At 40.6% G+C, this 26,249-nt stretch carries 25 protein-coding genes; 15 read left to right on the top strand and 10 right to left on the bottom strand.

Translation table 11 applies throughout. The annotated features are described in order from the left end of the window. The first annotated feature begins 80 nt into the window (after positions 1 to 80). Genes LCM09_RS05720 through LCM09_RS05700 form a run of 5 tightly spaced genes read left to right on the top strand, consistent with a single transcriptional unit; the run spans position 81 to position 5,918 of the window. Positions 81 to 881, top strand: a complete 801-nt coding sequence (locus LCM09_RS05720; protein ID WP_224879453.1) for a hypothetical protein — start codon at positions 81 to 83, stop codon at positions 879 to 881. An 11-nt stretch (positions 882 to 892) separates the two neighbouring features. After that, positions 893 to 1,192: a hypothetical protein gene (locus LCM09_RS05715; protein ID WP_224880104.1), complete on the top strand. Its 300-nt coding sequence runs from the start codon at positions 893 to 895 to the stop codon at positions 1,190 to 1,192. A gap of 21 nt (positions 1,193 to 1,213) precedes the next feature. Beyond that, positions 1,214 to 1,516, top strand: coding sequence for a hypothetical protein (locus LCM09_RS05710; protein ID WP_224879451.1), 303 nt, complete (start codon positions 1,214 to 1,216; stop codon positions 1,514 to 1,516). A gap of 14 nt (positions 1,517 to 1,530) precedes the next feature. Next, positions 1,531 to 5,178, top strand: a complete 3,648-nt coding sequence (locus LCM09_RS05705) for a multicopper oxidase domain-containing protein (RefSeq protein ID WP_224879449.1) — start codon at positions 1,531 to 1,533, stop codon at positions 5,176 to 5,178. Positions 5,179 to 5,213: 35 nt separating this feature from the next. Further along, positions 5,214 to 5,918, top strand: a complete 705-nt coding sequence (locus LCM09_RS05700; RefSeq protein WP_224879447.1) for a hypothetical protein — start codon at positions 5,214 to 5,216, stop codon at positions 5,916 to 5,918. 66 nt (positions 5,919 to 5,984) lie between these two features. Here LCM09_RS05700 and LCM09_RS05695 read toward each other — a convergent pair whose 3' ends face one another. Beyond that, the gene (locus LCM09_RS05695; RefSeq protein WP_224879446.1) at positions 5,985 to 6,263 is read right to left on the bottom strand and encodes a hypothetical protein; all 279 of its coding nucleotides are present in this window, start codon (positions 6,261 to 6,263) and stop codon (positions 5,985 to 5,987) included. 422 nt (positions 6,264 to 6,685) lie between these two features. Between LCM09_RS05695 and LCM09_RS05690 the strand changes: the two genes are divergently transcribed. Then, positions 6,686 to 7,270 (top strand): SCO family protein, encoded by a 585-nt coding sequence (locus LCM09_RS05690; protein ID WP_224879444.1) that lies wholly within the window; start codon positions 6,686 to 6,688, stop codon positions 7,268 to 7,270. A 104-nt stretch (positions 7,271 to 7,374) separates the two neighbouring features. Next, positions 7,375 to 8,073 carry an SDR family oxidoreductase gene (locus LCM09_RS05685; RefSeq protein ID WP_224879442.1) on the top strand — a complete coding sequence of 233 codons (699 nt, stop codon included), beginning with the start codon at positions 7,375 to 7,377 and terminating at the stop codon, positions 8,071 to 8,073. Positions 8,074 to 8,146: 73 nt separating this feature from the next. On the opposite strand, the gene LCM09_RS05680 is transcribed toward LCM09_RS05685, so the two are convergent. Both LCM09_RS05680 and LCM09_RS05675 read right to left on the bottom strand, forming a co-directional pair. Beyond that, positions 8,147 to 8,644, bottom strand: coding sequence for a DUF4188 domain-containing protein (locus LCM09_RS05680; protein ID WP_224879440.1), 498 nt, complete (start codon positions 8,642 to 8,644; stop codon positions 8,147 to 8,149). Positions 8,645 to 8,657: 13 nt separating this feature from the next. Then, positions 8,658 to 9,206, bottom strand: coding sequence for a PadR family transcriptional regulator (locus LCM09_RS05675; protein WP_224879438.1), 549 nt, complete (start codon positions 9,204 to 9,206; stop codon positions 8,658 to 8,660). A 173-nt stretch (positions 9,207 to 9,379) separates the two neighbouring features. Between LCM09_RS05675 and LCM09_RS05670 the strand changes: the two genes are divergently transcribed. After that, a complete protein-coding gene (locus LCM09_RS05670; protein ID WP_224879436.1) occupies positions 9,380 to 9,931 on the top strand; it encodes a DJ-1/PfpI family protein in 552 nt (183 codons plus the stop codon). A gap of 42 nt (positions 9,932 to 9,973) precedes the next feature. On the opposite strand, the gene LCM09_RS05665 is transcribed toward LCM09_RS05670, so the two are convergent. Continuing rightward, positions 9,974 to 10,510: a DUF6944 family repetitive protein gene (locus LCM09_RS05665; protein ID WP_224879434.1), complete on the bottom strand. Its 537-nt coding sequence runs from the start codon at positions 10,508 to 10,510 to the stop codon at positions 9,974 to 9,976. Between the two features lie 75 nt (positions 10,511 to 10,585). Then, on the bottom strand, positions 10,586 to 11,785 hold the full coding sequence (locus LCM09_RS05660) for an MFS transporter (RefSeq protein ID WP_224879432.1): 1,200 nt from the start codon (positions 11,783 to 11,785) through the stop codon (positions 10,586 to 10,588). A gap of 175 nt (positions 11,786 to 11,960) precedes the next feature. On the opposite strand from LCM09_RS05660, the gene LCM09_RS05655 reads away from it, so the two are divergent. Then, complete coding sequence (locus LCM09_RS05655) at positions 11,961 to 12,119, top strand: DUF1540 domain-containing protein (RefSeq protein ID WP_224879430.1); 159 nt, start codon at positions 11,961 to 11,963, stop codon at positions 12,117 to 12,119. Between the two features lie 44 nt (positions 12,120 to 12,163). Here LCM09_RS05655 and LCM09_RS05650 read toward each other — a convergent pair whose 3' ends face one another. Beyond that, on the bottom strand, positions 12,164 to 12,607 hold the full coding sequence (locus tag LCM09_RS05650) for an SRPBCC family protein (protein WP_224879428.1): 444 nt from the start codon (positions 12,605 to 12,607) through the stop codon (positions 12,164 to 12,166). Next, entirely contained in the window at positions 12,607 to 13,416 is an 810-nt protein-coding gene (locus LCM09_RS05645) for a helix-turn-helix domain-containing protein (protein ID WP_224879426.1), read from the bottom strand. The genes LCM09_RS05650 and LCM09_RS05645 overlap by 1 nt, the downstream gene beginning before the upstream one ends. A 249-nt stretch (positions 13,417 to 13,665) precedes the next feature. Here LCM09_RS05645 and ilvD point away from each other — a divergent pair, with 249 nt between their 5' ends. Next, on the top strand, positions 13,666 to 15,360 hold the full coding sequence (gene ilvD / locus LCM09_RS05640) for a dihydroxy-acid dehydratase (RefSeq protein WP_224879425.1): 1,695 nt from the start codon (positions 13,666 to 13,668) through the stop codon (positions 15,358 to 15,360). Between the two features lie 87 nt (positions 15,361 to 15,447). Beyond that, complete coding sequence (locus tag LCM09_RS05635) at positions 15,448 to 16,467, top strand: nuclease-related domain-containing protein (RefSeq protein WP_224879423.1); 1,020 nt, start codon at positions 15,448 to 15,450, stop codon at positions 16,465 to 16,467. Positions 16,468 to 16,712: 245 nt separating this feature from the next. Here the strand turns inward: LCM09_RS05635 and LCM09_RS05630 are convergent, their stop codons facing one another. Continuing rightward, the gene (locus LCM09_RS05630) at positions 16,713 to 17,132 is read right to left on the bottom strand and encodes a VOC family protein (protein WP_224879421.1); all 420 of its coding nucleotides are present in this window, start codon (positions 17,130 to 17,132) and stop codon (positions 16,713 to 16,715) included. Positions 17,133 to 17,340: 208 nt separating this feature from the next. Between LCM09_RS05630 and LCM09_RS05625 the strand changes: the two genes are divergently transcribed. After that, positions 17,341 to 19,374 (top strand): catalase, encoded by a 2,034-nt coding sequence (locus LCM09_RS05625; protein WP_224879419.1) that lies wholly within the window; start codon positions 17,341 to 17,343, stop codon positions 19,372 to 19,374. 117 nt (positions 19,375 to 19,491) lie between these two features. Here LCM09_RS05625 and LCM09_RS05620 read toward each other — a convergent pair whose 3' ends face one another. Continuing rightward, the gene (locus LCM09_RS05620; RefSeq protein ID WP_224879417.1) at positions 19,492 to 20,235 is read right to left on the bottom strand and encodes a SurA N-terminal domain-containing protein; all 744 of its coding nucleotides are present in this window, start codon (positions 20,233 to 20,235) and stop codon (positions 19,492 to 19,494) included. A gap of 181 nt (positions 20,236 to 20,416) precedes the next feature. Here LCM09_RS05620 and hpaB point away from each other — a divergent pair, with 181 nt between their 5' ends. Continuing rightward, a complete protein-coding gene (hpaB, locus tag LCM09_RS05615; protein ID WP_224879415.1) occupies positions 20,417 to 21,853 on the top strand; it encodes a 4-hydroxyphenylacetate 3-monooxygenase, oxygenase component in 1,437 nt (478 codons plus the stop codon). Positions 21,854 to 22,039: 186 nt separating this feature from the next. Further along, positions 22,040 to 23,359, top strand: a complete 1,320-nt coding sequence (locus tag LCM09_RS05610; RefSeq protein ID WP_404800794.1) for a short-chain fatty acid transporter — start codon at positions 22,040 to 22,042, stop codon at positions 23,357 to 23,359. A gap of 64 nt (positions 23,360 to 23,423) precedes the next feature. Here LCM09_RS05610 and LCM09_RS05605 read toward each other — a convergent pair whose 3' ends face one another. Continuing rightward, entirely contained in the window at positions 23,424 to 24,869 is a 1,446-nt protein-coding gene (locus LCM09_RS05605; RefSeq protein WP_224879412.1) for a carbon starvation CstA family protein, read from the bottom strand. Between the two features lie 339 nt (positions 24,870 to 25,208). On the opposite strand from LCM09_RS05605, the gene LCM09_RS05600 reads away from it, so the two are divergent. Then, a complete protein-coding gene (locus tag LCM09_RS05600; protein ID WP_224879411.1) occupies positions 25,209 to 26,186 on the top strand; it encodes an acyltransferase family protein in 978 nt (325 codons plus the stop codon). Positions 26,187 to 26,249: the final 63 nt, after the last annotated feature.

Below are 26,249 nucleotides of genomic sequence, written 5' to 3'. Positions count from 1 at the left end.
CTTTCAATAACTGATGGTGTCATAATCATGCACGTTGTTTGATACACATAATTCGTAGAGGAGTTGAAAGGAGAGGGATGATGGAAAAGAAGAAATCATCCATACGAATGTCGGAGTATACTTCACGTTTGTTGGAAGCAAGGAAAAAAGAGGTAGTAAATGTAGACGTTGTTAATGAATTTAGATTAAGAAAAGAAAATCTCCTATCCTCCCCAACAACTGCTACCTCAACTGAAGAAACAAGGCTATTTATGGAGTATATGACTCTTCATAACCTCTTAAATATTTCAAAAGGGGATAAAGAAAAAGGAAAGTTACTTACACTGAAACAATTTTTTAAATCCAAACGGAATCAGCAAGTAGAAGTATATTTAAAAAACAGAATCAACGAGATTGCGTATCTAGAAGCTAAGGTAAGCGCGATTGGGCGAGATTTTGTCATGTTAACTAATTTAACAAGGCGTTACTGGATTCCATATACGTCAATTGAATCTGCCAACATTCCATATGGAATTCCGAACTATTCGAATGCTCACCAACACTATTTGTATGACAATAATTTGAGGCAGAAGTTACTTAGAAATTTTGGTGAAACCGTTTCAAAACGAGATGCGCTAAGGCAACAATTTTATGAAGAAACGCTTCAAACTAACTTAAACTATTGGCAAAGCACGGGGGTAGAAATCAACCTTTCTGATGGTAACAAAACGGTTGGGAAAATATTGCGTTCTCAGGATGGACTTCTCGTACTAAAGTCACTACTTAATGAGATGAAAATCCCGATAGAAGAGATACAACTCCTTAAGAGTTTAAGGTTTTATGAAGGAACAATGTTTTACTTAAAAAAGGCGATCAGACGTAAAGAGTATGAAGGAGGCTAATTTATTTGAGTATGTATAAGAATGAGCCTTTAGGTGAGAGATTATTTGAATTCTTACGTTCAAAAATTGGTAGTGACATATTGGTCATTACAGATTCAGATCAACTTAACATATTTGGGCAAACGTTTCGTCCAATCTTTTGTGGGAGACTAAACCAAGTTGAACCAGGTCATATCGAGCTATACCCTGTCATTATCAAAATGGTGAACGCTCCGTTTTTTGAGTTTCCCACACCTCTTTGTTTTCCTCTAGAAAAAATCAGTCAATTCACGATCGACTTTGACTGTGGAACTGTTTTTCCTATTACGTAAATAAGGAGAGGAGACAAAGCGATGGCAGATTATAAGTACGATTATAAGTTTCCAACAGTAAATGATGTACATGATCAATCTTTGGTTTACTACTTTATGGAGCAAGTTGGAAAGAGAATACTAATTATGAGCCCAGCTTTTCCGTTTATCATTATTGGAATAATTCTAGAAACAATCGACGATTACTTAGTTGTTGATGTTGAAACGACGAATATAGCCGAGTTGGAAAACAGAGATTGGTTCATTCATATTCACGACATCGAAGTGTTTTATGTTGAGAACGGTGGTCCACCTATTCCTAAGTTAAAGGATGGATATTGCTAAAGGGAGGTGCTGAGATGAAACGCTGTTTTCATGTGGTAGCCATTCCGATTCGAATCGTTCTCAATACGTTTGGAGATTACAACCCACACGGGATGATGTATGTATTAAAAGAAAATGAGGATGAAGTGAGGGAACGTGTAAAACGAAATCCGTTCTCACCAGTGGATTTAGTGCAACCTCTTGTCATCAGAGCAAATGATGGAGATGAGGTTGAGATTAAATTTGAAAACAAACTTCCCTTTGCAACTGGTATGCACTTTAGCGAAGCTGATTACGATGTTCAGACCTCTGATGGTGCGAATGTGGGCTTGAATGAAAATACATTAGTCGAATGCGGAGAGTGTATTGTTTATAATATTAAGGCTAATCATCCAGGCGTTTATTATTTTTCTGACCTGGGTAATCCTGCAAGCAGCGATCAGGGATCTAATATTAATGGATTGTTCGGCTCATTATTTGTGCAGGCAAGAGGTTCATGGTGGACAGATCCAGTAACAGGATGTCCAATAAAGAGCGGTGTATATGCTGATATTCACCACCCATTTCTTCCTTCTCATCGAGAGTACGCGTGGATTTTCCATGATGAGATGCCTGCGGTTGATTTAACGGGGAACAAACCGCTCGATCCTGTTACAAATCAAGAGAGAGAGTCTACCCATGCCATAAACTATCGCTACGAGCCTCTCCAAAACAGAAAGAAATTAATCGATGAGGGCGTTGTATGTCCTGATTGCGATGGAGAAGAAGTACACCATGATTCGTGGGTGTTTGGGGATCCTGCAACCCCTATCCTTAGAGGGTATGTAGGCGATCCAGCTAGAATTCGCCTGGTGCATGGAGGCGTGAAGGAGACGCACGTTTTTCACTACCACGTTCATCAGTGGTTCCAGGATCCTACCAATACAGATTCAGAGATTTTCGATGCTCAAGCCATTAGCCCTCAATCCTGGTATGATGTTAATCCTTTGTATGGCTTAGGGAGCTTGCAAGGATCTTTTGGAGATGCCATTATTCATTGTCATCTGTATCCGCACTTTGAAGTTGGAATGTGGGGAATTAACAGGGTCTTCAATACACTCCAAGACGGTAGTCAATGTTATCCAAACGGTGAACCGATTGAAGCACTCAAGCCGTTACCAGATCGGGCTCCACCACCTCTACCAACAAAGAAGAAGCCAGGATTCCCTAACTTTATACCAGGGAAGGTAGGTTTTAAAGCACCTAGACCGCCACTAGGAATTGTAGGAGGAAGAGGCTTAACGAAAATAGAACGAAACGCTGCTGTGCCAAATCCAAGACCTGGGGCAGTATTTACAGATCCTTGTGGGTTTGTAGACGATCCAGTTGTTGTTGAATACAATATTTCAGCAATCGAATTACCGCTTGTATACAATCGAGAGGGGTGGCACGATCCTAAAGGCAGAATTTATGTAAAAGATGAGGATATTGACGATATCTGCTCAGGTAAGAAAGAGCCAGAACCTCTTATCATTCATATGGCCGCTGGAACATGTATAAGAATTAACTTCACGAATAGGTTACCAAATGTAGCAGATGGGGACGCCTTTCAGCTTGTCACTCGCACATATGAAGTAGGGCTGCACATTCACTTCGTTAAGTTCGATGTTTTAGTAAATGATGGCGCCAATGTTGGGTGGAACTACGATTCAAGTGTGTTACCAGGGGAAACCATACGTTATGAATATTTTGCAGATGTTGAGCTGAAGGCATGGTTTTTCCATGATCATCTTTTTGCAAACTATCACCAGCAGCACGGGTTATTTGGTTCAGGTGTGGTACATCCGAGGTTTGCAGAATTTTTAGATTCTTGTACAGGAGAAGAGGTTGATTCTGGAACTCAAATTACTGTTGTTCAGCCACTCATTCCAGATTACAGGGACTTTTCTTTAATGGTTCATGACTTCGCATTGATTTTTGATAAGAAGGGGTGCCCTCTTAACCCTCCAGAATTCCCAGGCTCTCAAGATGACCCGGGGTTATTTGGTGTGAATTATAAATGTGAACCTCTTCAATTTCGTTTGAAGGGTCCAGATTGTGATCCAGCCTATTCGTTTAGTTCCTTTGTAAACGGGGATCCAGTAACACCTATTCTTCAATGTTATGAAGGTGATTCATTTAGGATACGGCTTTTACAGGGGGCACAGGAGGAGTCGCATAGTTTTAATGTTCATGGGATGAGGTGGAAATCAGATCGACCAGATGTTGAATCTAGGTTTAATGCTCAACAGCATATTGGAATATCAGAATCATTTACTTTCGAAATATGGGCGAAAAGATTTGGTGATTACCTCTGGACCTTTGAAACGGAAGAAGATCTCTGGAATGGTCTATGGGGATTAATAAGAGTTTTTGATGAAGAAGTTGATTTTTTGATTCCGCTCCCAGATCAAATTCCACCACCACCGCGTACAATGGCATTACCTGAATGCACTGGGATACCTCCGGGGCAACCAGAAATAATTGACTGTCCAGGTCCAGCTGATGCTCCCGTGAAAAGGTTTAATATTGTGGCATTCCAAATTCCAATTATCTATAGTGATCACTTGGAAAAGGATCCTTTTGGAATTATTTTCGCACTAGAAGAAGATATGAACGATATAATTTGTGGTAAGAAAAATCCTGTTCCACTTGTCATCAGAGCTAATGTTGGGGACAGAGTAGAAGTTAACTTAACGAGTTTATTAGAATTTAATAAATTTCCATTTCTTGATGGGATATGGCCATATCCACCAGTAAAAGAACAGGCTTGTTACCCTCCTTCTATACGAATATCTCTGCATTCTCAGTTAATTGATTATGACGTTAAAACGTCAGCTGGAGAAACAGTAGGTTTTAATCCGGATCAAACTGTAGGGCCGAATGAAGCGATTACGTATTGTTGGTACGTAGATGAAAACGTCGGTACATGTGGATTATGGGATATGGCTGACATCCGAAATCATCGTTCACTCGGGACATACGGTGCTTTTATAGCAGAGCCCAAAGGGACTGAATTTTTAAACCCTTACACATTAGAACCGGCATGCAATGGAGCAAGTGTTATTCTAAACAACCCTTTCTTACCGGTAACAAGAGAGTTTGTGTTAGTGATGTACGATGGAGCTAGGTTAGTGGATAAATGTGACCAACTCATTGTAGATCCGATTGACGGTATTCTATTAGCTGATGAACCTGATCCAGATCTTGTCGATACGTACGACAATGGTTCAAGGGGCTTCAATTATCGTACTGAAAGGTTAATCAACAGATATGTAAAAGTTCCTAACTTGGGTGTATTATTCAGTAGCAAAGTCCATGGCGATCCTTCTACTCCTCTTTTTGAAGCTTATGCAAGAGATCCAATCACGTTTCGGTTATTAAATCCTTCAGAACGGAGACGCTCACATGGATTTTTCCTTCATGGCCATTATTGGAATTCAACCAATACGGACATAACTTCACAGATTAAATCTTTCATATCTGAAATTGTTACAGGATTAACAAGAGACATCCCAGTCCATTATGGAGCTGGAGGGGTTTTGGGTATTCCAGGAGATTACATGTATCGATCAGGGAACATAAGATGGGATATTGAACAAGGTATGTGGGGGATAATGCGCGTTCATGGACAGGTGCAAGGTCATCTTCCACCTATAAAATAGACAGTCATAGTCGAAGGGAGGTGTTGTGACAGAACATGGAAATGGAAGAAAGAGAATGTTGTCAAGAAAATGATTGCCCAGAGCGGTTTCAGACCCAAGAGCTTCCATCCCCTAATAGCTGTTTGCCATTAGATGTACTAAGAGATCTTGAAGAAGAAATTGAGGCAGCTAATGAGTTATTGCTTAGTCTGGCATTGTCAGATGAGAGAGAAATTGACGAAACATATCGTTCAATTTTTGATGGGTTGCTTGGGCAAACAGTAGAAATACAGATAGATTGTTTTGACACGTTATCCCCTGACGAAAATGATGAAAGAATAATGTTGTCTGGGTGTGTCATTTTATCAGGAACAAATTTTGTAGTCCTTTGTGAAGGTAAGAAAAAGACGCTTGTTTTGTACGAGAAAATTTGCAATGTCACCTCAAAAGAGAGAGGAGAGGAGCCAGAACACCAGCCTCAGTTACTTTGCATCAGTCCTAGTCTTAGGAGGTGCCTAGTCTCTGATTTTGGAAGGGTTGTTTCTAGCTCACCAGAGCTCGTTCAAATATTCTTCGGGCTGAATATGCAAGCATATCTTCTACAATTCGTCCAGTCAGAAGTTACTGTCAGATTAGAAGATGAAAAAATAGAAGGAGATCTTGTGAAAGTAGATAAAGATTCAATCAGAGTATTCGTAAGCGGTCAAAAGAAACGGATCTCTCTAGATGAAATTTGCTTTATGGTTGTTTGTAATCCGTAAAAAAAACTATCGAGCACAACTCGACAGTCTGAAAAGCTGCTTATGATAAGCAGCTTTGTTCTTCTTTTAATTGCAACAACAGTCTCTTTTATTACACTTAGGACAATTTTTAACGTCAACAGAAGCGATCTTCTGAATAGGAATAATAAAGGTTTGTTTGTTACTATTCCTGCAGTTGCAATCGTCATCTCCTGGGTCTGGGAGTGGTGGATCTGTTCGAGTGATCAATTCAACAAAGTCACTTCCAACGTTACAAATCGTTCCCTCGTATTCTTTGCAATTACTCGCACACTCATATTCGATGACGACATCACAGTCAATAAGCTGACGTAATCGGAACGCCAATCCGCTCTGGAGCCCTCCAAACCTCACCTTAAATCGATCATCACACACGAAAGGACTGCAACAATTGTCTTTGCATTTATCATAAGGTTTTTTACACCCAGAACAACATGAATGCCTCATTTTATCACTCCAATAATTAGTTGATGGGTACTCGTACCCAGAAGGTGAATCATCAAACAATGTTTTGCGGAATCTGCTCTTTTTCTTTCTATAGGGATACTTCCAATAGTGAGAACTAGAAGTTTTACCTGACCACGAACAGGACCCATTGTAGCTATAACCCATCTTATCTCCTCCATTTTCTACATACATCTATAGTTTATGGTTGTCTTTTATTTTTGTATGGTTTTGTATCCAGTGTTGCAAAAGCTTTTGTATAAATAAGTGGTATGTACAGACGTATTGTTGGGGAGGTATTAAAAGTGAAGGTATTGTATTTATCAGCGGTTACGATCGTAGGATTTGTATTGGTTTATTTCTTTTGGCCAAACAATCAGGAATTACCTGTGTTAACTAGCATAGAAGAGGTGAAGTTAGAGTCAATTGACAAGGATGGATATCGTTGGGATAATTCAAAAATTAAAGTTGTTTCCTTCTTTTACACCAACTGTCCTGATATTTGTCCCCTTACCCTTGGTGATATGAGTAAGCTACAGAATCATTTAAAAGAAGAAGGGCTTTTCGGAGATCGGGTGGAACTAGTCTCGATAACCCTCGATCCACAAGTTGATACCATTCAAAAAATAAAGGGTTACTCCAAACTCTATAATGCTGATGGTAAAGGATGGGAGTGGTTGACTGGTTCTGAAAAGCAGGTAACAAAGGTTGCATCAAATTTCCAGATGCAATTCCAAAAGAGTGAGGATGGCTTTGTGACCCATGGTACAAAATTGTATCTACTTGACGAGAGACTGCGAATACGAGGAGTATACGACATGGCAACTAGAAAAAACAAAGTAGATACGGATAAGGTCATGGAAGAAATCAGGATGTTATTAAAAGAATAAAATTGAGCATACCAAAGGGTAAAAGTGTCAAAGTTAGATGTTTGGTTTAAATAATTTGTGGAAAGTAAAGTAGCATGACATAGTTTGGTTGAGGAGTGGTCAAAGTGAGCAAGAAAACAGCGCTTGTAACTGGTTCAAATAGAGGAATTGGCTTTGAAATAGCACGCCAGCTAGGAAAACAAGGTGTCACGGTTATTATGACAGCTAGAGATAAAGAAAAAGGAATAAAAGCAATGGAGGAGCTTAAAGAAGAGGATCTAGATGTCCACTTTTATGAGTTAGACATTACGAGTGACAGTAGCGTGAAGCACCTATATAGTGAAATATACAAAAACTTTCATAAACTCGATATCCTCGTAAACAACGCCGGGGTATTTATCGATCAGGACTTCACGGTATTAGAAGTAGATCGTGATACAGTTTCAAAAACGATGGAAACCAACACATATGGTCCGTTATTCTTGACCCAAGCTTTAATCTCTTTACTTAAGAACAGTGAAGATGGTCGGGTAATCAACGTTTCGAGTGGGCTTGGTTCTGGTAACAGCATAGGAGAATCGCATCCTGCTTATTCCCTCTCGAAAGCAGCGTTGAATATCGTCACGATTCAACTAGCCGATGCACTGCGAGATAAGGGTATAAAAGTAAATGCGATGTGCCCAGGCTGGGTTAAAACTGATATGGGTGGAGCAGGAGCAATGAGGTCTGTACAAGATGGTGCAGATACGGCAGTATGGCTTTCCTTAGCTGAATTAAGCACAACAGGGAAGTTCTTTAGAGATCGTAAGATGATTGATTGGTAATTTAAGATGTAAGATTGTCAACAACAGATAATAACAGAAATCCCCTCTTTAAATATAAGAGGGGATTTTACAATTAAGTAGATGCTTCACTTTTCGATTGGTGGTTTGGGCGCAGACGCTTTTTTGCTGTACTGCTTTTCGAGGTAATCGGGGTATGTCCCAAAGCCTTAGATAACCCAAATTTCGGCATGTTTCCATAGATGCATTCACTATTATCTTTTGGAACAATGTACGTCTCGTGATAAATGCCCACTGCCTTATTGTCTCCAACTCTTTTATTAAAGTTCTTCCAGGCTGTTAGATGCTTCTCACCATGAGCGTAAGAGAGTAAGTCTTCAGTTGATCGCCAGTATTGAATCATTAACGTTGTGCGTCCAAAGAAAGATTCCATTGAAAGACACCCAAGGCTTTTGTTTATAAGTAACTCCTTAATCATACCTGGCATCGCTGCAAACACTGGCAACCACTTATGAATAGCCCACCACTTATTAACCCTCATTCCGATGACGAAAACAACAACATCTTGTTTCTCTTCAGCCGTATACCTTCCTGGAAAAACTTCTTTACTCATGCTTGAAACCTCCCTATTTTTTTAGTAATGCTGTTCGGGTTTCATCACACCACTCAATGGCTGCCTGCGTTGTCCGTTTACCGTAGTCGAGTGTAAATAACCAGTATTGTGCATCTTCATTGTCATTCAGTGTTTCTGAAATCATGGTCTCGATACCAATATACGTCTGGAGTCTTTCTTGGAGGTTTTCAGCGTACTGATCAAGCAGATTTGTTGTTACATCATCTTGTTGATGTCTACTAAAGAAAAGCTTAAGTAATAGTTCATTCTTTTCTGGTTGGACAGATTCTAAGGGGAGAGCTAGCCAATGTTGCAAAGCTTCTTTTCCTTTGACAGTAAGGTTATACTCTTTTTTATCTGGCTTCCCGTCTTGTATTTCCTGTCTGCAAGTTGCCAACCCTTCTTCTTCTAGACTTTTCAAGGTAGGATAAATTTGTCCATAGCTAATTTTCCAAAAGTGATTTAAGCTACCGTCGATCATTTGCTTTATGCCATACCCCGTCTGACAACCGGTAGTAAGAAGCCCTAGAATTGCATATTTAGTGTGGTTTATTTTTGTCATATACTCTCCTATATCTATTTGATATATATCTAATAGATATAATATAGACGATCACCAACAAATAGTAAAGGTTATTTTTTGAATTATATAAAAATTCATTATGTTCTAAGTTAACTTTTTACAAATCAGGGTAAGGAAAAGGTGTAATCATTATTCGATGGAGGTGCTTTTCTATGAGTAAAAAAGTATTGATTGTTACGGGTGATGCTGTCGAGGCGCTTGAGGTGTTTTATCCTTATTATCGTTGTATAGAGGAAGGGATGGACGTGACGATTGCAGCTCCATCAACGAAGAAGCTACAGACAGTTTGTCATGACTTCACAGGAGAAATGGAGACTTATGTAGAGAAGCCAGCGTATGGGATCGAAGCACATACCTCTTTTAGTGAAATCGACCCAGCTAATTTTGATGGCTTGATTATTCCAGGCGGCCGTGCACCTGAATACATTCGTCTTGATGAGAACTTACCAGACATCTTGCGTCATTTCTTTGATGAAAATAAACCTGTTGGCGCTATATGCCATGCATCACAAGTGTTGAGTGTGGTGTCTGATCGTATGGAAGGAAGAGAGTACACCGCCTATCCCGCATGTAAACCTGATGTGACAGCTTGTGGCGCTACATATAGTGAAGATCAGGTTCATACAGATCGTAATCTTGTTTCTGGTCAAGCATGGCCAGACTTGCCTCATTTCATGAAAGAATTTCTAACTTTATTACGATAGCGCTAAAATCCCTGGTATGTACATACCAGGGATTTCTTTATATTACGGATATTTTGTTTGGCCGATAGCTGAGATGACAGAGCCGACTGCTTGAATCCAGCTTCCCACTACATTCAAATTCTGTGCTTCCTCATCCTTAAGTTCCTTCACTCCAGACACAGCTTGAAGAGAGTTACCGATTACCTGAAGTAAATTACCATAGATGTTATAAAGCTGCTCTTCAGAAGGTGTTTGTTCAAAGGCATCGCCCAGAGACGCACTACCTCCGAGTGCTTGGAGCCAGTTTCCGTCAATATTGAGAATTTGACTGATTCGGGAATTACTATCTATAAGAATACCTGCGACAACTGTAGAATTACCAACCGCTTGGATTTGGTTTCCGACTTTATTTAAGTTAACTGATTCAATCGTATCCGCGATTAATGCATTTCCTGTCCCTTGCATGACATTACCTATTAGGTTGAGGGCATTTTTTAGTTCATCGCTCAATGACTTAAATGGTGTACTACCGGTTGCAGCCAAAATGGTTCCTATCGCTTGGATCCAGGAACCTAATACAGCCTTTGTTTGATTGTCCATTGGGAATCGCCTACTCTATAGTAGTCCTATGATAGTGTATACAGTTTCAGTCTGTTTGGTTCGGAAGTTGAGTCGTTAGCTTACGTTTATGTTTAAATTTGCTTTTTGCTCTGTTTTATATTTAGTGAAAAAGGTAGCAGTTATCGTAAGCGACAGAATTCCAAACAATACACACATTAATTGTAGACCAATAAGGTCTAACATGAGCCCTGTTAGTAAAAGCACAACTTGAAAGATGATTCGGTCAAGCATGTTTCGGAATGAAAAGAACCTGCCGTGATATTCTTTCGGTACTCTTGTTTGAAAGATTGTTGCAGCGGTAGGGAAAAAGCAACCCACCGAAAATCCAAATATGGCAAATGCCATCACAGACAGTAGCGGAATCCACGCAAAGAAAAGCAAAAGCTGGGACAACCCGATGATGAATGAAAATACGAATAAAATTGTATAGGGAGAAAGCTTATGAGCGAACCGTTTCACAGAAAATGCTCCGATCATAAACGCGATCCCTTCTGTTGTATAAATCCAACTCTTTATTAATGAGTTATCTTGTAGTTCACTAATGTTGATCACTAACAAGTTGAATCCGCCGATGAACAATAAAGGGACCATCGTCATGATCAACGTCATTGTAACGATAGGAAGCTCTTTTACAATAGGGAAAAGGTGTTTAAATCCACTTGCTTCTTTAGAAAAAGTAGCTTGTGTTTCTTTATCTTCATCAATTTTTATAAAGAAGGTTAGGATAAAGAGAAGTAAATAAGCAGCTAATGACATCGTGTACATCGTACTAAGCGACATGATGGCGAGGAAAATCCCTGCAACTGCTGTCCCTAAAATACGTGATAGCGTGGCCACGTTCATATGGACGCCGTTCATCTCCAGTAGGTCTTTCTCTTTCACGATAAGCGGAATGGCTGCCTGTAAGGCAGGAAAATAAAAAGCCGCCGCAAGTTGAATCATTACTAAAAATACGATCATCCATAGAACTGAGCCTGTTTGAATTGCGATTAACATAAACACAACGCTCAATGAACGAGCCAATCCAGCGGGGAGCATAACCGTTTTCTTTTTTACTTGATCCGTTATCCGACCAGCTAAAGGACCAATTGCTACCCCCGCTAAAAGACCTGCTGCGAGAATAACAGCTTTCATGAAATCAGATGGGACCTTCTCTTGCATAAATTCAAGGTTTCCGATAATACCAAGCCATAACCCAAGCCCAGCAACAAATTCTCCCGCAAGAAGGATCCATACATTTTTGTTTCTCCACATAATTGTTCCCTCAATCTCTTGTTATTTCTCCCATCATATCACGTAAATTAAGCAAATTATCACGAAATGTAGAGGTTAAATTTGTCTTTTTTGAGGAGAGAAGGAAATGCTTCTAAATGACTCCTGCATGATACAAATGCATTAAGCTCATCTTAACGTTAAGGAGGTGAGAAACATGGCATTAGATGTACTATGTGAAGTAGCAAACTGTGTCCATAATCGTGAAGGTAAGAAATGTGGTGCAGATGAGATATATGTTGTGAGTCACAAGGGGAATAAAGCAACGAATAGTGAAGAAACAGATTGCAAAACGTTCGAGCCTGGTGTGCTTTAAACATCAGAACAAAGCCGGTTCTACGCGAGAACCGGCTTTTCTAATTACTTTTTCGAACATCGGTTTTCTAAAATGGTTTTCAAGTTCGCATAGTCATTCGTAACTGAACGGTATACCATTCGTTTTAACAGAGGCTTTGCGAGTTTGAAAAGTCCACCAGGATCCCCTTCAACAACTGCACTTACGAGTGTGCCTTCATCGGCAAGCTTTACAGATCTCGTGACTTTAATCGGAAAAGTGCTTGTTACGCTTTGAATTTGTATACATCTGTTTCGTTCAAAGCGGGTGACAACGAAGGAGGTGATGATTTTTCTGCCTAAAAACGTTGCAACCTGGTCATATGTCGATCCCTCTCCGAGTGGACCAGTAGATGTGAACGTGGCCTCGATCATCCCACCTTGCCAGATGGGATTGTTCTCAAAATTCGAGATATACTCAAAGACAACGGAGGGCTCACATTTAATGACTCTTTCCGATGTGATCTCCATCATTTTTGCTGCTCACTATATGTCTTACCTTCCTCCACATAGTTCTTTAAGAATGTACCAAGTAATTCTTTCCATCCGCCGTCATGCGCAGCATGCCACTCAGGATCTAATAAGCCAGATGCATGATGAGATAGGGAGAGGATTGTTTCTCCACCTTCTTCACGCAGCTTGTAGCTATATGCACTGTTAACTGCCCCTTGCATTCCTAGTAATCCATTGAGACGGATTTCACACGGTGCGTTTATATACGTGATCGTCCCCCATAGAGCACCAGCCTCACCTGAAGCGCCTCTTTCAATGAATCGACCTCCAACCTCTGGCTCAAATGAAAGCGTCGAATCCTCACCACATAATCGATAAGCCCACCAAGAGTCGATTTTTTCTGTAAGTGATTTAAATACCTTTTCGATAGGTGCTTGAATGCGAATCTCCTGTTCAATTTGAAATGTGTCGTGCTTGTAACCGTGGTTTTCCATTATATTTGTACCCCTTTCAAGAGTAGATTTTAAAGATAAAAGTGAAGAAGCATGCATGGATTGATACTTGTTCATCCAGCGATCGTACATCTCTTGAATCGGCACGGCGTTTAAGTAATTCATTCTAGAACGCCCCTCCCGACGAACGAGAATCAAATTAGCTTCTTCAAGTTGTGATAAGTGCTTCATGACCGCATAACGGCTGATTTCCCCAAACTGTTCATCTAAATACCCAGTTGTTTTGGGACCATCTTTCAGTAGATCAAGAATTTCTCTACGTGTAGGGTGAGTTAAAGCTTTGAGAGTAGCTGTTAACTCATCTTCAAGGGTCAAAAAATCCACCTCCATATTCATGTGACGTAAAGGTAACATTTATTATGTGACTTAATAGTAACATATTATTCATGCTAAGACGATGAATTTTAGAAGGTAATAATTGGAACGGTATCGCTTACATAAAAATGTTTCGTAAAAATTCTGATAATGGTTTGCAGAAGGAGCTGAAAACTAGTATTATCAAAGAATATAAATTTTGAATAAACAAAATTATGAATTTTCATGTAAGGAGAAAGGGTGAGAAGGATGACAGAAAAAAAAGACTTGCGCATCCGAAGCAAAGTTATCAGTGAGGGCGTAAATAGGGTTCCGAATCGCTCTATGCTTCGAGCAGTTGGATTTACAGATGAGGATTTCAAAAAGCCTATGATTGGCGTAGCTAGTACATGGAGTGAAGTAACGCCGTGTAATGTACATATCGATCGGCTTGCACGTGAAGCAAAAGGTGGAGCGGCCGATAACGGTGGCGCCCCAATGATCTTCAATACCATTACCGTTTCTGATGGAATTGCGATGGGGCACGAAGGAATGTTCTATTCTCTTCCAAGTCGAGAGATCATCGCGGATTCCATCGAAACCGTTACAAACGCTGAACGTTTAGACGGTATCGTTGCAATCGGTGGTTGTGATAAAACTACACCTGGCTGCTTGATGGCAATCGGACGAATGAACATTCCATCCGTTTATGTTTACGGTGGAACGATCCAGCCAGGGAAACTCAATGGAAATGACATCGATATCGTGTCTTCATTTGAAGCTGTTGGTCAGTATCGTGAAGGTACAATCAATGAGGAAGAGCTTCATAAAGTTGAATGTCATGCTTGTCCGGGAGCGGGAGCATGTGGCGGAATGTATACTGCCAACACGATGGCATCAGCAGTAGAAGCACTGGGCATGAGTATTCCAGGATCATCATCAACTCCTGCTGTAAATGATTATAAGGAGTCAGAATGTCGTCAGGCTGGTGAAATGGTCGTGAACCTATTGGAAAAGGACATCTACCCACGCGATATCATGACAAAGAAAGCATTTGAAAATGCGATTACCGTTGTGATGGCGCTCGGAGGTTCAACGAATGCCTTTCTTCATTTAACAGCTATGGCGCATTCATCTGGCGTTGATCTTTCTCTAGATGATTTTGAAAAAGTGCGTGAGCGCGTTCCACATATTGCAGATATGAAACCAAGCGGAAAATATGTCATGCAAGACCTCTATGAAATCGGTGGCGTCCCTGCGGTCATGAAGTTATTGCATGAACATGGACTTCTTCATGGTGATTGTCTAACAGTTACAGGAAAAACAGTTGCAGAGAACCTTGCTGAGGTTGAGTCCCTAACAGAAGGACAAGTGGTGATCAAACCGCTGAACGATCCGATCAAGCCAAGCGGTCCACTTGTTGTACTTCGAGGCAACCTTGCTCCTGAAGGTGCCGTTGCTAAAATGTCTGGTCAGAAAATCAGCCGCTTTGAAGGACCTGCAAGGGTATATGATAGTGAAGCAGAAGCGACGGTCGCAATCGAAAATAACGAAATAAAAGAAGGCGATGTTCTCGTCATTCGAAATGTTGGACCAAAAGGCGGACCTGGAATGCCAGAGATGCTTTCAATCACAGCCATGATCGTCGGGAAAGGACTTGGTGGTAAAGTAGCCCTTCTAACAGACGGCAGATTCTCCGGAGGCTCACATGGTTTTGTTATCGGTCACGTATCACCAGAAGCCTTCGTTGGTGGACCGATTGGATTGTTGAAAGAAGGCGACACGATTACGATTGACAGCGACACTCAGCAAATCAATTTCAATGTCACAGACCTCGAACTTCAAAATCGTAAAGCTGAATGGGTCAGGCCAGAATTACGATACAAAACAGGAATTCTTGGTAAGTATGCGCGTCTAGTCTCTTCTTCAGCTAAAGGCGCAGTGACAGATTTAGATATCGAGTAGGTTATTGTGCCGGTCTTCCTTTTTCGGGAGGCCGGTTTTTGTGTGGGAGGAGGAGATAGGGGTGGGGAAGAGAATAATAGTTAGGTGTTGAATGAAAGGATTGATGAAAACGTGATCGCCAAAAATCGAAATACTCCGCAGTACCTCCTCAAGCTAACCGCACTTATGAAACGCCTCCCATCACATCATCCAATAGTTGAAGAAGTTAGAGAACTGGTAGCGATCCATAAAGCTGGATTCAATGGAGAACGAGCGCTAGATTTTCCCCTTAGCTTAGTCAAAAGTAAAGATCATACCGTCTATCATGATATTCGAATCTCTAATATTTCATCTTATTTTCAAATGGATTCATTGGTCGTAACTCCGTCTTACTTGCTAATAATAGAAGTGAAAAACATATCTGGCACGCTGCTGTTTGACCCTATTTTCAACCAACTTATTAGAACTTCAAAAAATAATGATGTCGAGGAAGCGTTTCCTGATCCCTTAACACAGGTTAGACGACAACATCTTCAGTTATTAACTTTCCTCAAACAACACCGTTTTCCAAGTATCCCTATTGAAACCCTAGTTGTCGTGAGCAATCGAAGGACAGTTCTTAAAGCAACGAATGATGTTAAGGAAATAGCAACTCAAGTAATCAAAAGCGACTATTTGCCGACGAAGATAAAAGCATTTGATAACAAGTACCTCGAAGAGAAGTTATCGATGAAGGAAATGCGAAGATTAGGGAGACTGCTCATTAAGCATCACACTCCACTAGATATCGATGTGTTAAGAAGGTTTTCACTGTCACGATTAGATCTTCTTGAAGGTGTTCATTGTCCGGAATGTAGTTATTTACCTATGAAGAGGTTGCATGGTAGATGGATTTGTATGAAGTGCGGAGGGGTATCGAGGGAGGCGCATTTAGAGGCTTTGAGGGATTATGCTTTGCTGGTTAGCAATTGGGTTACTAATCAAGAGGTCCGAAGGTTCTTGAAAGTAGAGTCTGCTGATGCTGTTAAGAGATTGTTAGGAGAACTGAATCTTGAGTATGTTGGAGCAAATAAAGCGAGGAAATACAAGCTGGATAATCGAGTGATTAATCGATTCGCTGATAAATAGAGGGTATCGCTGATATAACTAGTGTTTTCGCTGATATATTTTAAATATCGCCGATATATCTTGAATTTCGCTGATATCCCTGAACTTTTCGCCGATATCCGGTCTTCCAGCCCCGTCAAGCTCTAATCCACCCTAATCCACCCCCAATCCAGCCCCTGCCCACACCCCCAAATCACCCCGCCACCCAAAAAACAACCAAAAAAGCACCCGCCACTCCCCGTGACAGGCACTCTCCAACTCAACTATTATTTAGCTTTTGCCTTCTCAAAGTTCAAATCCCACGTAACACCGTATGCATCCTTCACTTTAGCGAAAGTTGCACCCCAGAAGGTATCTTGAAGCTCCATAAAAACTGTTCCTCTTTCTTTCAAACGCTCATATAACGCATTGATTTCTTCTTCCGAATCAAGCTCGAGTGCAAGAGAGATGTTATTTCCAACAGCGACATCCTTATTGTCGAATGTGTCTGAAACCATGAAGTAAAGGCCTTCCTTTCTGAAGCGAGCATGCATGATGCGCTCATCCATGTTTGGGGGCGTTTCGAAGTCTGCGTCTCCGAAAGTTTGGAGATCAGTGATTTCGCCACCGAAAACCTCCTTATAATAGTTCAGTGCTTCTCTTGCTGTACCATCAAAAGTAAAGTATGGAATTGCTTGTTGCTTCATTAGATACACTCCTTTTTCGTTTGTAGGATGTTTTCATCACCATTATAGTATAGCTCATCCTATTCCCCTAGTCTAGAACATATGTTCCTAAGATGGTGTGTTCGAAAAAATTATTCGTTATGCTCTGAGAAATGTTTTATTTTGGGAGAAGGAGGGGATTACCCATGTAGACGATTTATACATATTCGTTAGAGGAGGAGAACCAAAAATGAGTGAGGAGCAAAATAAGAAAAAAGAACAACTAGAGAAATATAGCACGAATGACGAAGGTAAGATGACAACGAATCAAGGGCAAAAGGTTTCTGAAGATGAATTTTCTTTAAAAGCTGGTGAACGTGGACCAACGTTGATGGAAGATTTTCACTTTAGAGAGAAGATGACGCACTTTGACCACGAGCGAATTCCAGAACGAGCTGTTCATGCAAGAGGTTTTTCAGCTCATGGTGAATTTCAAGTATATGACTCGTTAGAAGAGTTAACAGACGCTGAATTTCTAAAGGATCCATCTAGAACTACGCCTGTTTTTGTTCGTTTTTCTACAGTGGCTGGTTCCAAAGGTTCTTCTGAAACGGTACGTGATGTAAGAGGATTTGCGACACGTTTTTATACAGATGAAGGAAATTTCGATTTAGTAGGTAACAACATTCCTGTTTTCTTCATCCAAGATGCGATTAAGTTCCCTGACTTGGTTCATGCAGTAAAACCAGAACCACATACAGGAATGCCACAGGCTGCTTCAGCACATGATACATTTTGGGATTTCATTGCAAATAACCAAGAATCAGCACATATGGCAATGTGGGCGATGTCAGATCGCGCAATTCCAAGAAGCTTCCGCATGATGGAAGGTTTCGGAGTTCATACTTTCCGTCTTGTTAATGCAAAAGGTGAAGCTAACTTTGTTAAATTCCATTGGAAGCCGAAACTAGGTGTGCATTCCCTTGTTTGGGATGAAGCTCAAAAGCTTTCAGGTAAAAATGCAGACTTCCATCGTGCTGATTTACTTGAAGCAATCAATAATGGAGACTATCCAGAATGGGAGCTTGGACTTCAAATTATTAAAGAAGAAGATGAGTTCAAGTTTGATTTTGATGTCCTTGATCCAACCAAAGTTTGGCCGGAGGAAGAAGTTCCTGTCAAAATCGTTGGTAAGATGGTACTGAATCGAAACGTAGAAAATGTTTTTGCGGAGAATGAACAGGTTGCATACCATCCAGGAAACGTCGTGAAAGGAATCGACTTCTCGAATGACCCGCTATTACAAGGACGTCTATTCTCTTACACAGACACACAAATCAACCGTTTTGGAAGTGCGAACCATCATGAACTACCGATCAACAAGCCAGTATGTCCGTTCCACAATAACCAGCGAGATGGGTTTATGCGCCAAACAATCAATAAAGGGCAGGTAAGTTATCACAAGAACTCTCTTGCAGATAACCAGCCTGAACCAGCAACAGAAGAAGAAGGCGGATATGTTCACTACCAAGAGAAGGTAGAGGGACATAAGATCCGTGCTCGTAGTGAGAGCTTTAAAGATCATTTCTCTCAAGCTACTCTATTCTGGAACAGCATGAGTGATGTTGAGAAAGATCATATTACGAATGCATTTAGCTTTGAGTTAGGAAAAGTTGAAAGTAAATCTGTTCAGCAGCAAGTGGTAGATATGTTAGCGAATATTAACCTAGACTTATCTACATCAGTTGCAGAGAACATTGGAGCTAAAGTTCCTGAACAGGGTGGATCTGAAGTCACAAAATCATCTCCAGCTCTAAGCCAAATCAATACGAAGTTCAAACCGGATACTCGTAAAGTTGGAGTCATTGTTGATGATGGCTTTGATGGTAAAGAACTGATCGCTATTCTAGATGAACTGAAGGGACAGGGAATTATGCCTGAGCTAATCAGTGATAAGCTTGGTGTTAAGAAAGGAAACGACGGCGCAGAAGCTGAGATCGATCATACTTTCTTAACGAGTGAATCAGTCCTCTTTGATGCGATTTATGCAGTCGGCGGAGACAAGGAAGACAAAGGATTCTATCAAACGGCGAACTACTTTATTAATGAAGCATTTTCTCATTTTAAACCGATCGGTGGAACACATGAAGGTGCGAAGTGGTTGGAGAACAACAATATGAAAGGTAGTGCCGGAGTCGTAACAGGGGATAACCCCGAGGATTTCGCAAGAGAATTTGCGAAAGCTATTGCGAAGCACCGTCACTGGGATCGCGAATTGGTTTAATCCTTGATCATAAATAACGGGAGCTATCATGTAATGTGATAGCTCCCTTTTTGTGTGTCATCGCCGTTTTGACAATAAAAAAACCGCCAAGGAAAGTCCTTAGCGGTTTATGTGTCATTATACGTTGATTTTGATGTCTGCGTCTTCTTTCAATTTCTCAATGTGTTCTTGAGTTTTCTTTTTCTTCTTTTCACTCTCTAGCCCTTTTTTGATTTGAGATTTTACTTCTTCAAATGCAGGCATTTCTTCAGAGCTTCCTTTTTCTTTTGCTTGGTCGTAATATTGCTTCATTTCTTCTTCTGTTACTTCTTCTACCCTGATTTCTTCTTCAACATAAGACGTATATTGGACGTTCTTCCCAATTTCTTTCTTAAGTTCATCTAATGTCATGCCACTCTCTTCAAGAGCAGTTTCGAATTTCTTTTCATCGCCATACTGTTCTTTAAGGTCTGCAAGTTCTTCTTCTACTTGCTTTTCAGAAGCTTCATAGCCTTTTTCATTGGCTGCTTGAAGAATTAATTCCTGACCCACCATACTTTCAGCTACTTGTTTTTTGATTTCTGATAATTGTTCTTCAGAGACTTCTTGTCCCATTTGATGGTACTGCATTTGGTTTTGAGTATAGAGGGCATTGAAGTCCTCACCTTTAATCTCTTCACCATTTACAGTAGCAACGACTTTATCTGCTTTTACTTCATCAACGTCAGGTTGAGATTGCTTTGAATCCCCTTCACCTGCTTCAGCTGACTTTTGTTCTGTATCGTTTTCTTTATTTTTGCTTTCACTTTCTTCATTACCTCCACAAGCTGCAAGTGCAACTAGTAAAAGTCCAGTTATCATTAGATAAGTTAGTTTACGCAAGTCACATTCTCCTTTCAAAAGGCTGTACCCATTGTTCCACAAATTTTCCACTTTGAAAACCCCATGAGTAAAGTATGGGACAGATTCCACAATTCTATTACCAGAATGAAACAATGGGTAACTACCTTGCCACATGTCCACCTCTATTTGCATAAACTAGAATTAGAAAGGGGGAGCATTTTTGATTAATGGGAAACAATTCGTCGATAGAATCGATGCCCTCCAGAATGAGGTATGGATTGAAGGAAAACGATGTTTGGATGTATTGTCCAAATCAGCACCCTTCAAAGGGATTATTGCAAGTAAAGCTGAACTGTATGATTATCAGTGTTGTAAAGCGCAACAGGAGTTGTTTTGTTGTACAGCACATGATGGAAGAAAGTATGGTTTTTCATACCATCAACCTCAAACTGTCGAGGATTTAATAAATAGAAGAAAAGCGACACAGAGCTGGGCAAGACTAAACGGTGGTCTGATCGGACGCCCACCTGATTATATGAATACACTCTTAATGACTTTAGGAACCGCTTCTTCACACTTCTCAAAAGGTGAACGCCCATTTGGTGAAAATTTGAAGGCACTCTATGAATTAGCGAAATCGGAAGATCTTTCGATAACACATACATTTGTTAATCCACAGGTGAACCGTTCAATCTCGCATTATTTGGATGACAAAACGATTACTGCGGCAAAAGTAATTGAAGAAAATAAAGATGGAATCGTTGTTCATGGGGCTAAACTACTAGCAACCCAAGGAGGACTTACAGATGAATTACTCGTTCTACCAAGTGGGCAAATTGTAGACGAGTCATTTATTTTTGGGTTCATGATTCCCTCGAATACAAAAGGACTACGTTTTTTGTGCAGAGAGTCATATCGGTATAGAGATTCGTCCTTTGATCATCCGCTAGCTGCGAGATTTGAAGAAGTGGACTCTCTTGTAGTATTCGATCATGTCTTGATTCCATGGGATCGCGTTATTCTTTACAAAGATTTACAGGTTCTAAATGACTTAGATGCTGAAACTGGTATGTATGCATTTTTACAATACCAGGCGGTTTGTAGACAGATTGTTAAATTAGAATTCTTGCTCGGTTTAGGTGAAGCCATGTGCGATGCGATTCAAATTAGCGAATTTGAACACGTGAAACTGAAAATGACAGAGATCATTGTTTCTCTAGAAATAATGAAAGCTTTGCTCCTGTCTTCTGAAGTAAATAGTGAATTGAACCAGCATGGTACGCTTGTCCCTGATAGCAAACCATTGCGTACCGCGAATAATTATTTCGCGAATACGTACCCAAGATTAATAGAGATCACACAACTACTTGGGGCGAGCAGTATGATTTCCTTACCTACAGAAGAAGATTTTGCATCACAGATAAAAGGTGACCTCGGACAATATTTGCAAGGTGCCAATATTGGTGCGATGGAGCGGGTGAAACTCTTTCGAGTAGCATGGGATCTTGGAATGAGTGCCTTTGGGTCAAGACAAACTCAGTTTGAACGATTTTTCTTTGGAGATCCGATTAGGCTTTCAACAGCGTTTTACAACAGTTATCCGAAGCAACCCTACCATGATATGGTGCAGAATTTTTTAGATAACGATAAGAAATAAATGTGCATGAGCTTAAAGATAGTAACTGTCGAGATTTCTCGACAGTTTTTTTATTTCGTCCAGACGCAGAACGGATTTTCATTAAAACAATAATGTAATCGTTTTCAATATGCGGGAGGAGTCGTTTAGAAATATGTCGAATGAGTTTAGAGAGAGAGATAGATTGTAGGAGGAGATAGTGTCATGTTGAAATCAGCGATATCTGTTTCAAATCGGGTTATGCAAAGATATTTGCCTGATCCATTTTTGTTTGTCATTTTGTTAACATTCGTAGTATTTGGATTAGGATTAATCATTACAGGAAGTACCCCTGTTCAGATGGTTCAATACTGGGGAGAAGGGTTCTGGAACTTACTTTCATTTTCTATGCAAATGGTGCTTGTTCTAGTAACAGGATATGTTCTTGCTAGCAGTCCTATTTTTAAAAGAGGACTTGGTTGGTTAGCAGGCTTGGCAAAGTCACCTGGACAAGCAATCATTTATGTCACACTTATTTCATTACTTGCCAGCTGGATTAACTGGGGTTTTGGATTGGTAATTGGTGCTCTTTATGCAAAGGAACTAGCGAAAAAGGTTGAGAAAGTCGATTACCGCTTACTTATTGCGAGTGCATATAGCGGGTTCATCGTATGGCATGGTGGATTAGCAGGTTCGATCCCGCTTACTATTGCAACTCCTGATCATTTCTCAGAGGAACAAATCGGGCTGATTTCAACAAGTGATACGATTTTTTCTATGTTTAACTTAATTATCGTAGGAGCTCTGTTTCTTTGTCTTCCTATCATAAACTATTTTATGTCGCCTGCTGAGGACGAACGAGTATTGGTGGATCGCTCTGTACTAAATACGGAAGATCTTCAAGCTGCTACGGTTGAGGGTAGTCCAACTCCTGCAGAGCGCATCGAAAATAGTAAAGTACTAGCTATGCTAATGGGGTTAGTGGGATTATCTTATCTCTTCTATTATTTTATTACGAACGGCTTTCAGCTTAATTTAAACATTGTAAACTTTGGATTTCTGTTTTTAGGGATATTATTTCACGGTACACCGAAGCGTTTTCTAGAATCGGTAACAGATGCTGTAAAAGGGGCTAGTGGAATCATCATTCAATTCCCGTTTTATGCAGGTATCATGGGGATGATGGTAGCTTCTGGACTTGCTGCAGAGATGTCTCAAGGATTTGTATCAATATCGAACGAATGGACATTTCCGTTTTTCACATTCCTTAGCGCAGGTATCGTGAACTTTTTTGTTCCTTCAGGCGGAGGACAGTGGGCGGTACAGGCACCAATCGTGTTAGATGCTGCAAAAGAGCTTGGGGTATCTGTCCCGAAGGCTGCGATGGCTGTAGCTTGGGGAGATGCTTGGACGAACATGATCCAACCTTTTTGGGCGTTACCTGCACTTGCAATCGCTGGGTTAAAGGCGAAAGATATCATGGGCTTTTGTCTCATTGTTCTAGTGGTAAGTGGAGTAGTAATATCAACAGGACTTGTTTTCCTATAAGTGTACGTAGCTACAAAAAAAGCGGCTTCCCTTCATTGAAAGGAAAGCCGCTTTTTTTTTGTGATTATGAGGCAACTTGTTCAACAGTGAAGCTATCTTTCTTACGCTCTTTCCAGAGTTGATACCCAAACCATAATGCGACGATTATTGTGATAACTCCGCCCAGAATCATGGAGACTCCATAGGGAAGTTCAAATCCTTCAGGTGCTAAGAAAAGATACGTTGCCACTGTCATTGTCATGAAGAGGGCAGGAAGGCTACAGATCCAGTGGAACTTCTTGCTTTTAACAAGGTACATGGCTCCAGCCCAAAGCATTACTGTCGCAACAAGCTGATTGGTAAATCCTACATACCTCCATAAGAAGGTGTAGTCCATTTGCGTCAGCATAAATGTAGGTAGTGCAACGACGCCAGTAAGCAATAAGGTCTTCCCTTTACCGGAAGCTTTCCCTTTGTTCTCTTTCTTAGTGAATAGGTCTGCGAGCATCATTCTTGATGAGCGAAGAGAAGTATCGCCCGTCGTGATCGGAAGTACAATCACGCCAAGAATAGCAAGTATGCCCCCTACGGTTCCAAGAAGAGAAGAACTGATTTCGTTAACAACGCCTGAAGGTCCGCCTGCTGCTAATGTTTCCTGTAAGCCGCCAGTTCCGCCGAAGAACGTCATACCTGCAGCAGCCCAAATTAGTGCGATGACGCCCTCTGCGATCATTGCGCCGTAAAAGACTTTTCTTCCTTCACTTTCTTTTTTCATCGTCCTAGCGATGATCGGACTCTGAGTTGAGTGAAATCCTGAGATTGCCCCGCATGAGACGGTGATCATTAGAAGCGGCCATAATGGTAAATTATCAGGGTGGAGATTAGAGAACGTTAGATTCGGAACGGCATGATCCATGAAGAAAAGCCCAATCCCGATTGAAACAGCCATAACGATAAGAATAACGCCAAAGATCGGATATATTTTTCCAATGATTTTATTTACAGGCAACACTGCTGCAATAACGAAGTAAGCGAAGATGATCAACAGACTTACCAAAAAGCTTAATGGTGTAACTTGAGCCATTAGCTGAGCAGGACCTGCTGTAAATGCTGCCGCCACTAATACCATAAGGACGATAGAGATAATGTTGATCGCCCCTTGCGCACCACGACCTAAGTACCTTCCTACAAGAGAAGGGTATTGCTCTCCATTATGTCGAAGTGACATCATTCCAGAAAAGTAATCGTGAACAGCTCCAGCGAAGATACTACCGATTACGATCCATATAAAAGCGACAGGGCCGTAAAGTGCGCCAAGAACTGCTCCGAAGATAGGTCCGAGTCCGGCTATATTTAATAGCTGGATCAAGCTTCCTTTCCACCAACTCATCGGCATATAGTCCATGCCATCGTTCTTTGTATATGCAGGCGTTTCGCGATGATCATCAATGCCGAAAATTCGCTCAACCACCTTAGAATAGACAATATAACCAAGAATTAATAAAGCAACTGCACCGACAAATGTGATCATGTTACTCGCCTCCTCTTTTTGTATGTTTGAAAATATAACACTCATTGTACGTACCAAATTGACAAAATACAATAGATTATTCAGAAAAAATAAAATATATCGAACTATTGGACTGAACATGCATCGGAAAGGCGTCGAATTAAGGGGAAATCAGGACTATAGACGTACGGTAAAATTCCCTCTTTATGAAATTCATACCTTTTCTTAGATGACCGATAAAATACGAATATTACAATTCGAATAACTAATAGTGAAATAGGGTAAAAATGAACTGAAACTGGGTATTAGAAGGGTGAGCGGGATTGTCCCGTTTTTGATCTTATGAGGAGGTCTTGTATCGTGTCGCAGCGTATAGCATATTTCGATAACAGCAAAGCAATTTTAATTCTACTAGTCGTTGGGGGCCATCTGCTTACGCCATTTATTGACGACTCACGTTTTTTATATAGTTTGTATCATGTGATTTTTATCTTTCATATGCCGGCCTTTATCTTTCTAACCGGGTATTTCACTCGTAAGGCTTCTGGAACTAAGTACTATTGGAAGATCTTCACCACCTTCCTTCTTCCTTATATCTTGTTTCAAGTTGTTTATGCAGTTTACTATACGAACCTGTATGAGAAGGCATTCCAAATTGAGTTTCTTACTCCTAGGTGGGCCATGTGGTTCTTATTATGTATTGCAGCGTATAAACTTCTTTCACCATTCATTCTAAAAAGCAAAACCAGTATTTTGCTCACTGTAAGTATTACAGCGGGTCTTATCGTTGGGTATTTTGATATAGAGAGGTTTCTTTCTCTCGATCGCCTATTTGTTTTTCTACCATTCTTTGTTTTAGGTGTCGTAATGGGAAGAAGTGAAAAGCCAATTCGCTTACCTCATATGAAATGGATTGCACCTGTGGTGCTTGGAGGACTGTTTCTTCTATTCTACTTGTATAAGATAGAAGGTCTGACAGATCTCCTTTATGGAACGTATGTTTATGAATCAAATATGGGACTTCTCGTACGTCTAGGGTATTACGTAGGAACGGCATTCGTAATGTTCATGTTCTTTTCAATCATTCCGAAAACGCCGATCGTGATCACGCCGATTGGCTCACGAACATTTGCGATTTATCTCTTCCATGGGTTTATCATCAAATGGTTCCTTGAACAGCAATCTGCAGAAGTTATCTCTACCTTATGGGGTATCCCGTTCATCGTGATCTTTACTCTCACGATCGCGATGATTCTGAGTCTGCCATTCTTCTCGAAGCTTCTTGCGTTTGATCGCTGGCTTCCATCACCAGACAAATTAATCTTTAATAAGAGGTAATAGGAAGGTATCCCTGGTGGGGTACCTTCTTTAAGGCTGTTGAGACGTTCTCAACAGCCTTTT

Origin of the sequence: Guptibacillus algicola (genome assembly GCF_020171805.1) — a bacterium.
In the GTDB taxonomy this organism is placed as follows: domain Bacteria; phylum Bacillota; class Bacilli; order Bacillales; family Guptibacillaceae; genus Guptibacillus; species Guptibacillus algicola.
The sequence above is the reverse complement of the archived record's forward strand: the minus strand, read 5'-3'. Positions and strand labels throughout refer to the sequence as shown.

Coding starts and splice junctions, on each gene's coding strand:
- LCM09_RS05625 (WP_224879419.1), top strand. CDS start 17,341: ATGAGTGAGGAGCAAAATAAGAAAAAAGAACAACTAGAGAAATATAGC.
- LCM09_RS05720 (WP_224879453.1), top strand. CDS start 81: ATGGAAAAGAAGAAATCATCCATACGAATGTCGGAGTATACTTCACGT.
- LCM09_RS05710 (WP_224879451.1), top strand. CDS start 1,214: ATGGCAGATTATAAGTACGATTATAAGTTTCCAACAGTAAATGATGTA.
- LCM09_RS05670 (WP_224879436.1), top strand. CDS start 9,380: ATGAGTAAAAAAGTATTGATTGTTACGGGTGATGCTGTCGAGGCGCTT.
- LCM09_RS05675 (WP_224879438.1), bottom strand. CDS start 9,206: ATGACAAAAATAAACCACACTAAATATGCAATTCTAGGGCTTCTTACT.
- ilvD (WP_224879425.1), top strand. CDS start 13,666: ATGACAGAAAAAAAAGACTTGCGCATCCGAAGCAAAGTTATCAGTGAG.
- LCM09_RS05650 (WP_224879428.1), bottom strand. CDS start 12,607: ATGGAGATCACATCGGAAAGAGTCATTAAATGTGAGCCCTCCGTTGTC.
- LCM09_RS05715 (WP_224880104.1), top strand. CDS start 893: ATGTATAAGAATGAGCCTTTAGGTGAGAGATTATTTGAATTCTTACGT.
- LCM09_RS05680 (WP_224879440.1), bottom strand. CDS start 8,644: ATGAGTAAAGAAGTTTTTCCAGGAAGGTATACGGCTGAAGAGAAACAA.
- LCM09_RS05655 (WP_224879430.1), top strand. CDS start 11,961: ATGGCATTAGATGTACTATGTGAAGTAGCAAACTGTGTCCATAATCGT.
- LCM09_RS05700 (WP_224879447.1), top strand. CDS start 5,214: ATGGAAATGGAAGAAAGAGAATGTTGTCAAGAAAATGATTGCCCAGAG.
- LCM09_RS05630 (WP_224879421.1), bottom strand. CDS start 17,132: ATGAAGCAACAAGCAATTCCATACTTTACTTTTGATGGTACAGCAAGA.
- LCM09_RS05705 (WP_224879449.1), top strand. CDS start 1,531: ATGAAACGCTGTTTTCATGTGGTAGCCATTCCGATTCGAATCGTTCTC.
- LCM09_RS05605 (WP_224879412.1), bottom strand. CDS start 24,869: ATGATCACATTTGTCGGTGCAGTTGCTTTATTAATTCTTGGTTATATT.
- LCM09_RS05665 (WP_224879434.1), bottom strand. CDS start 10,510: ATGGACAATCAAACAAAGGCTGTATTAGGTTCCTGGATCCAAGCGATA.
- LCM09_RS05660 (WP_224879432.1), bottom strand. CDS start 11,785: ATGTGGAGAAACAAAAATGTATGGATCCTTCTTGCGGGAGAATTTGTT.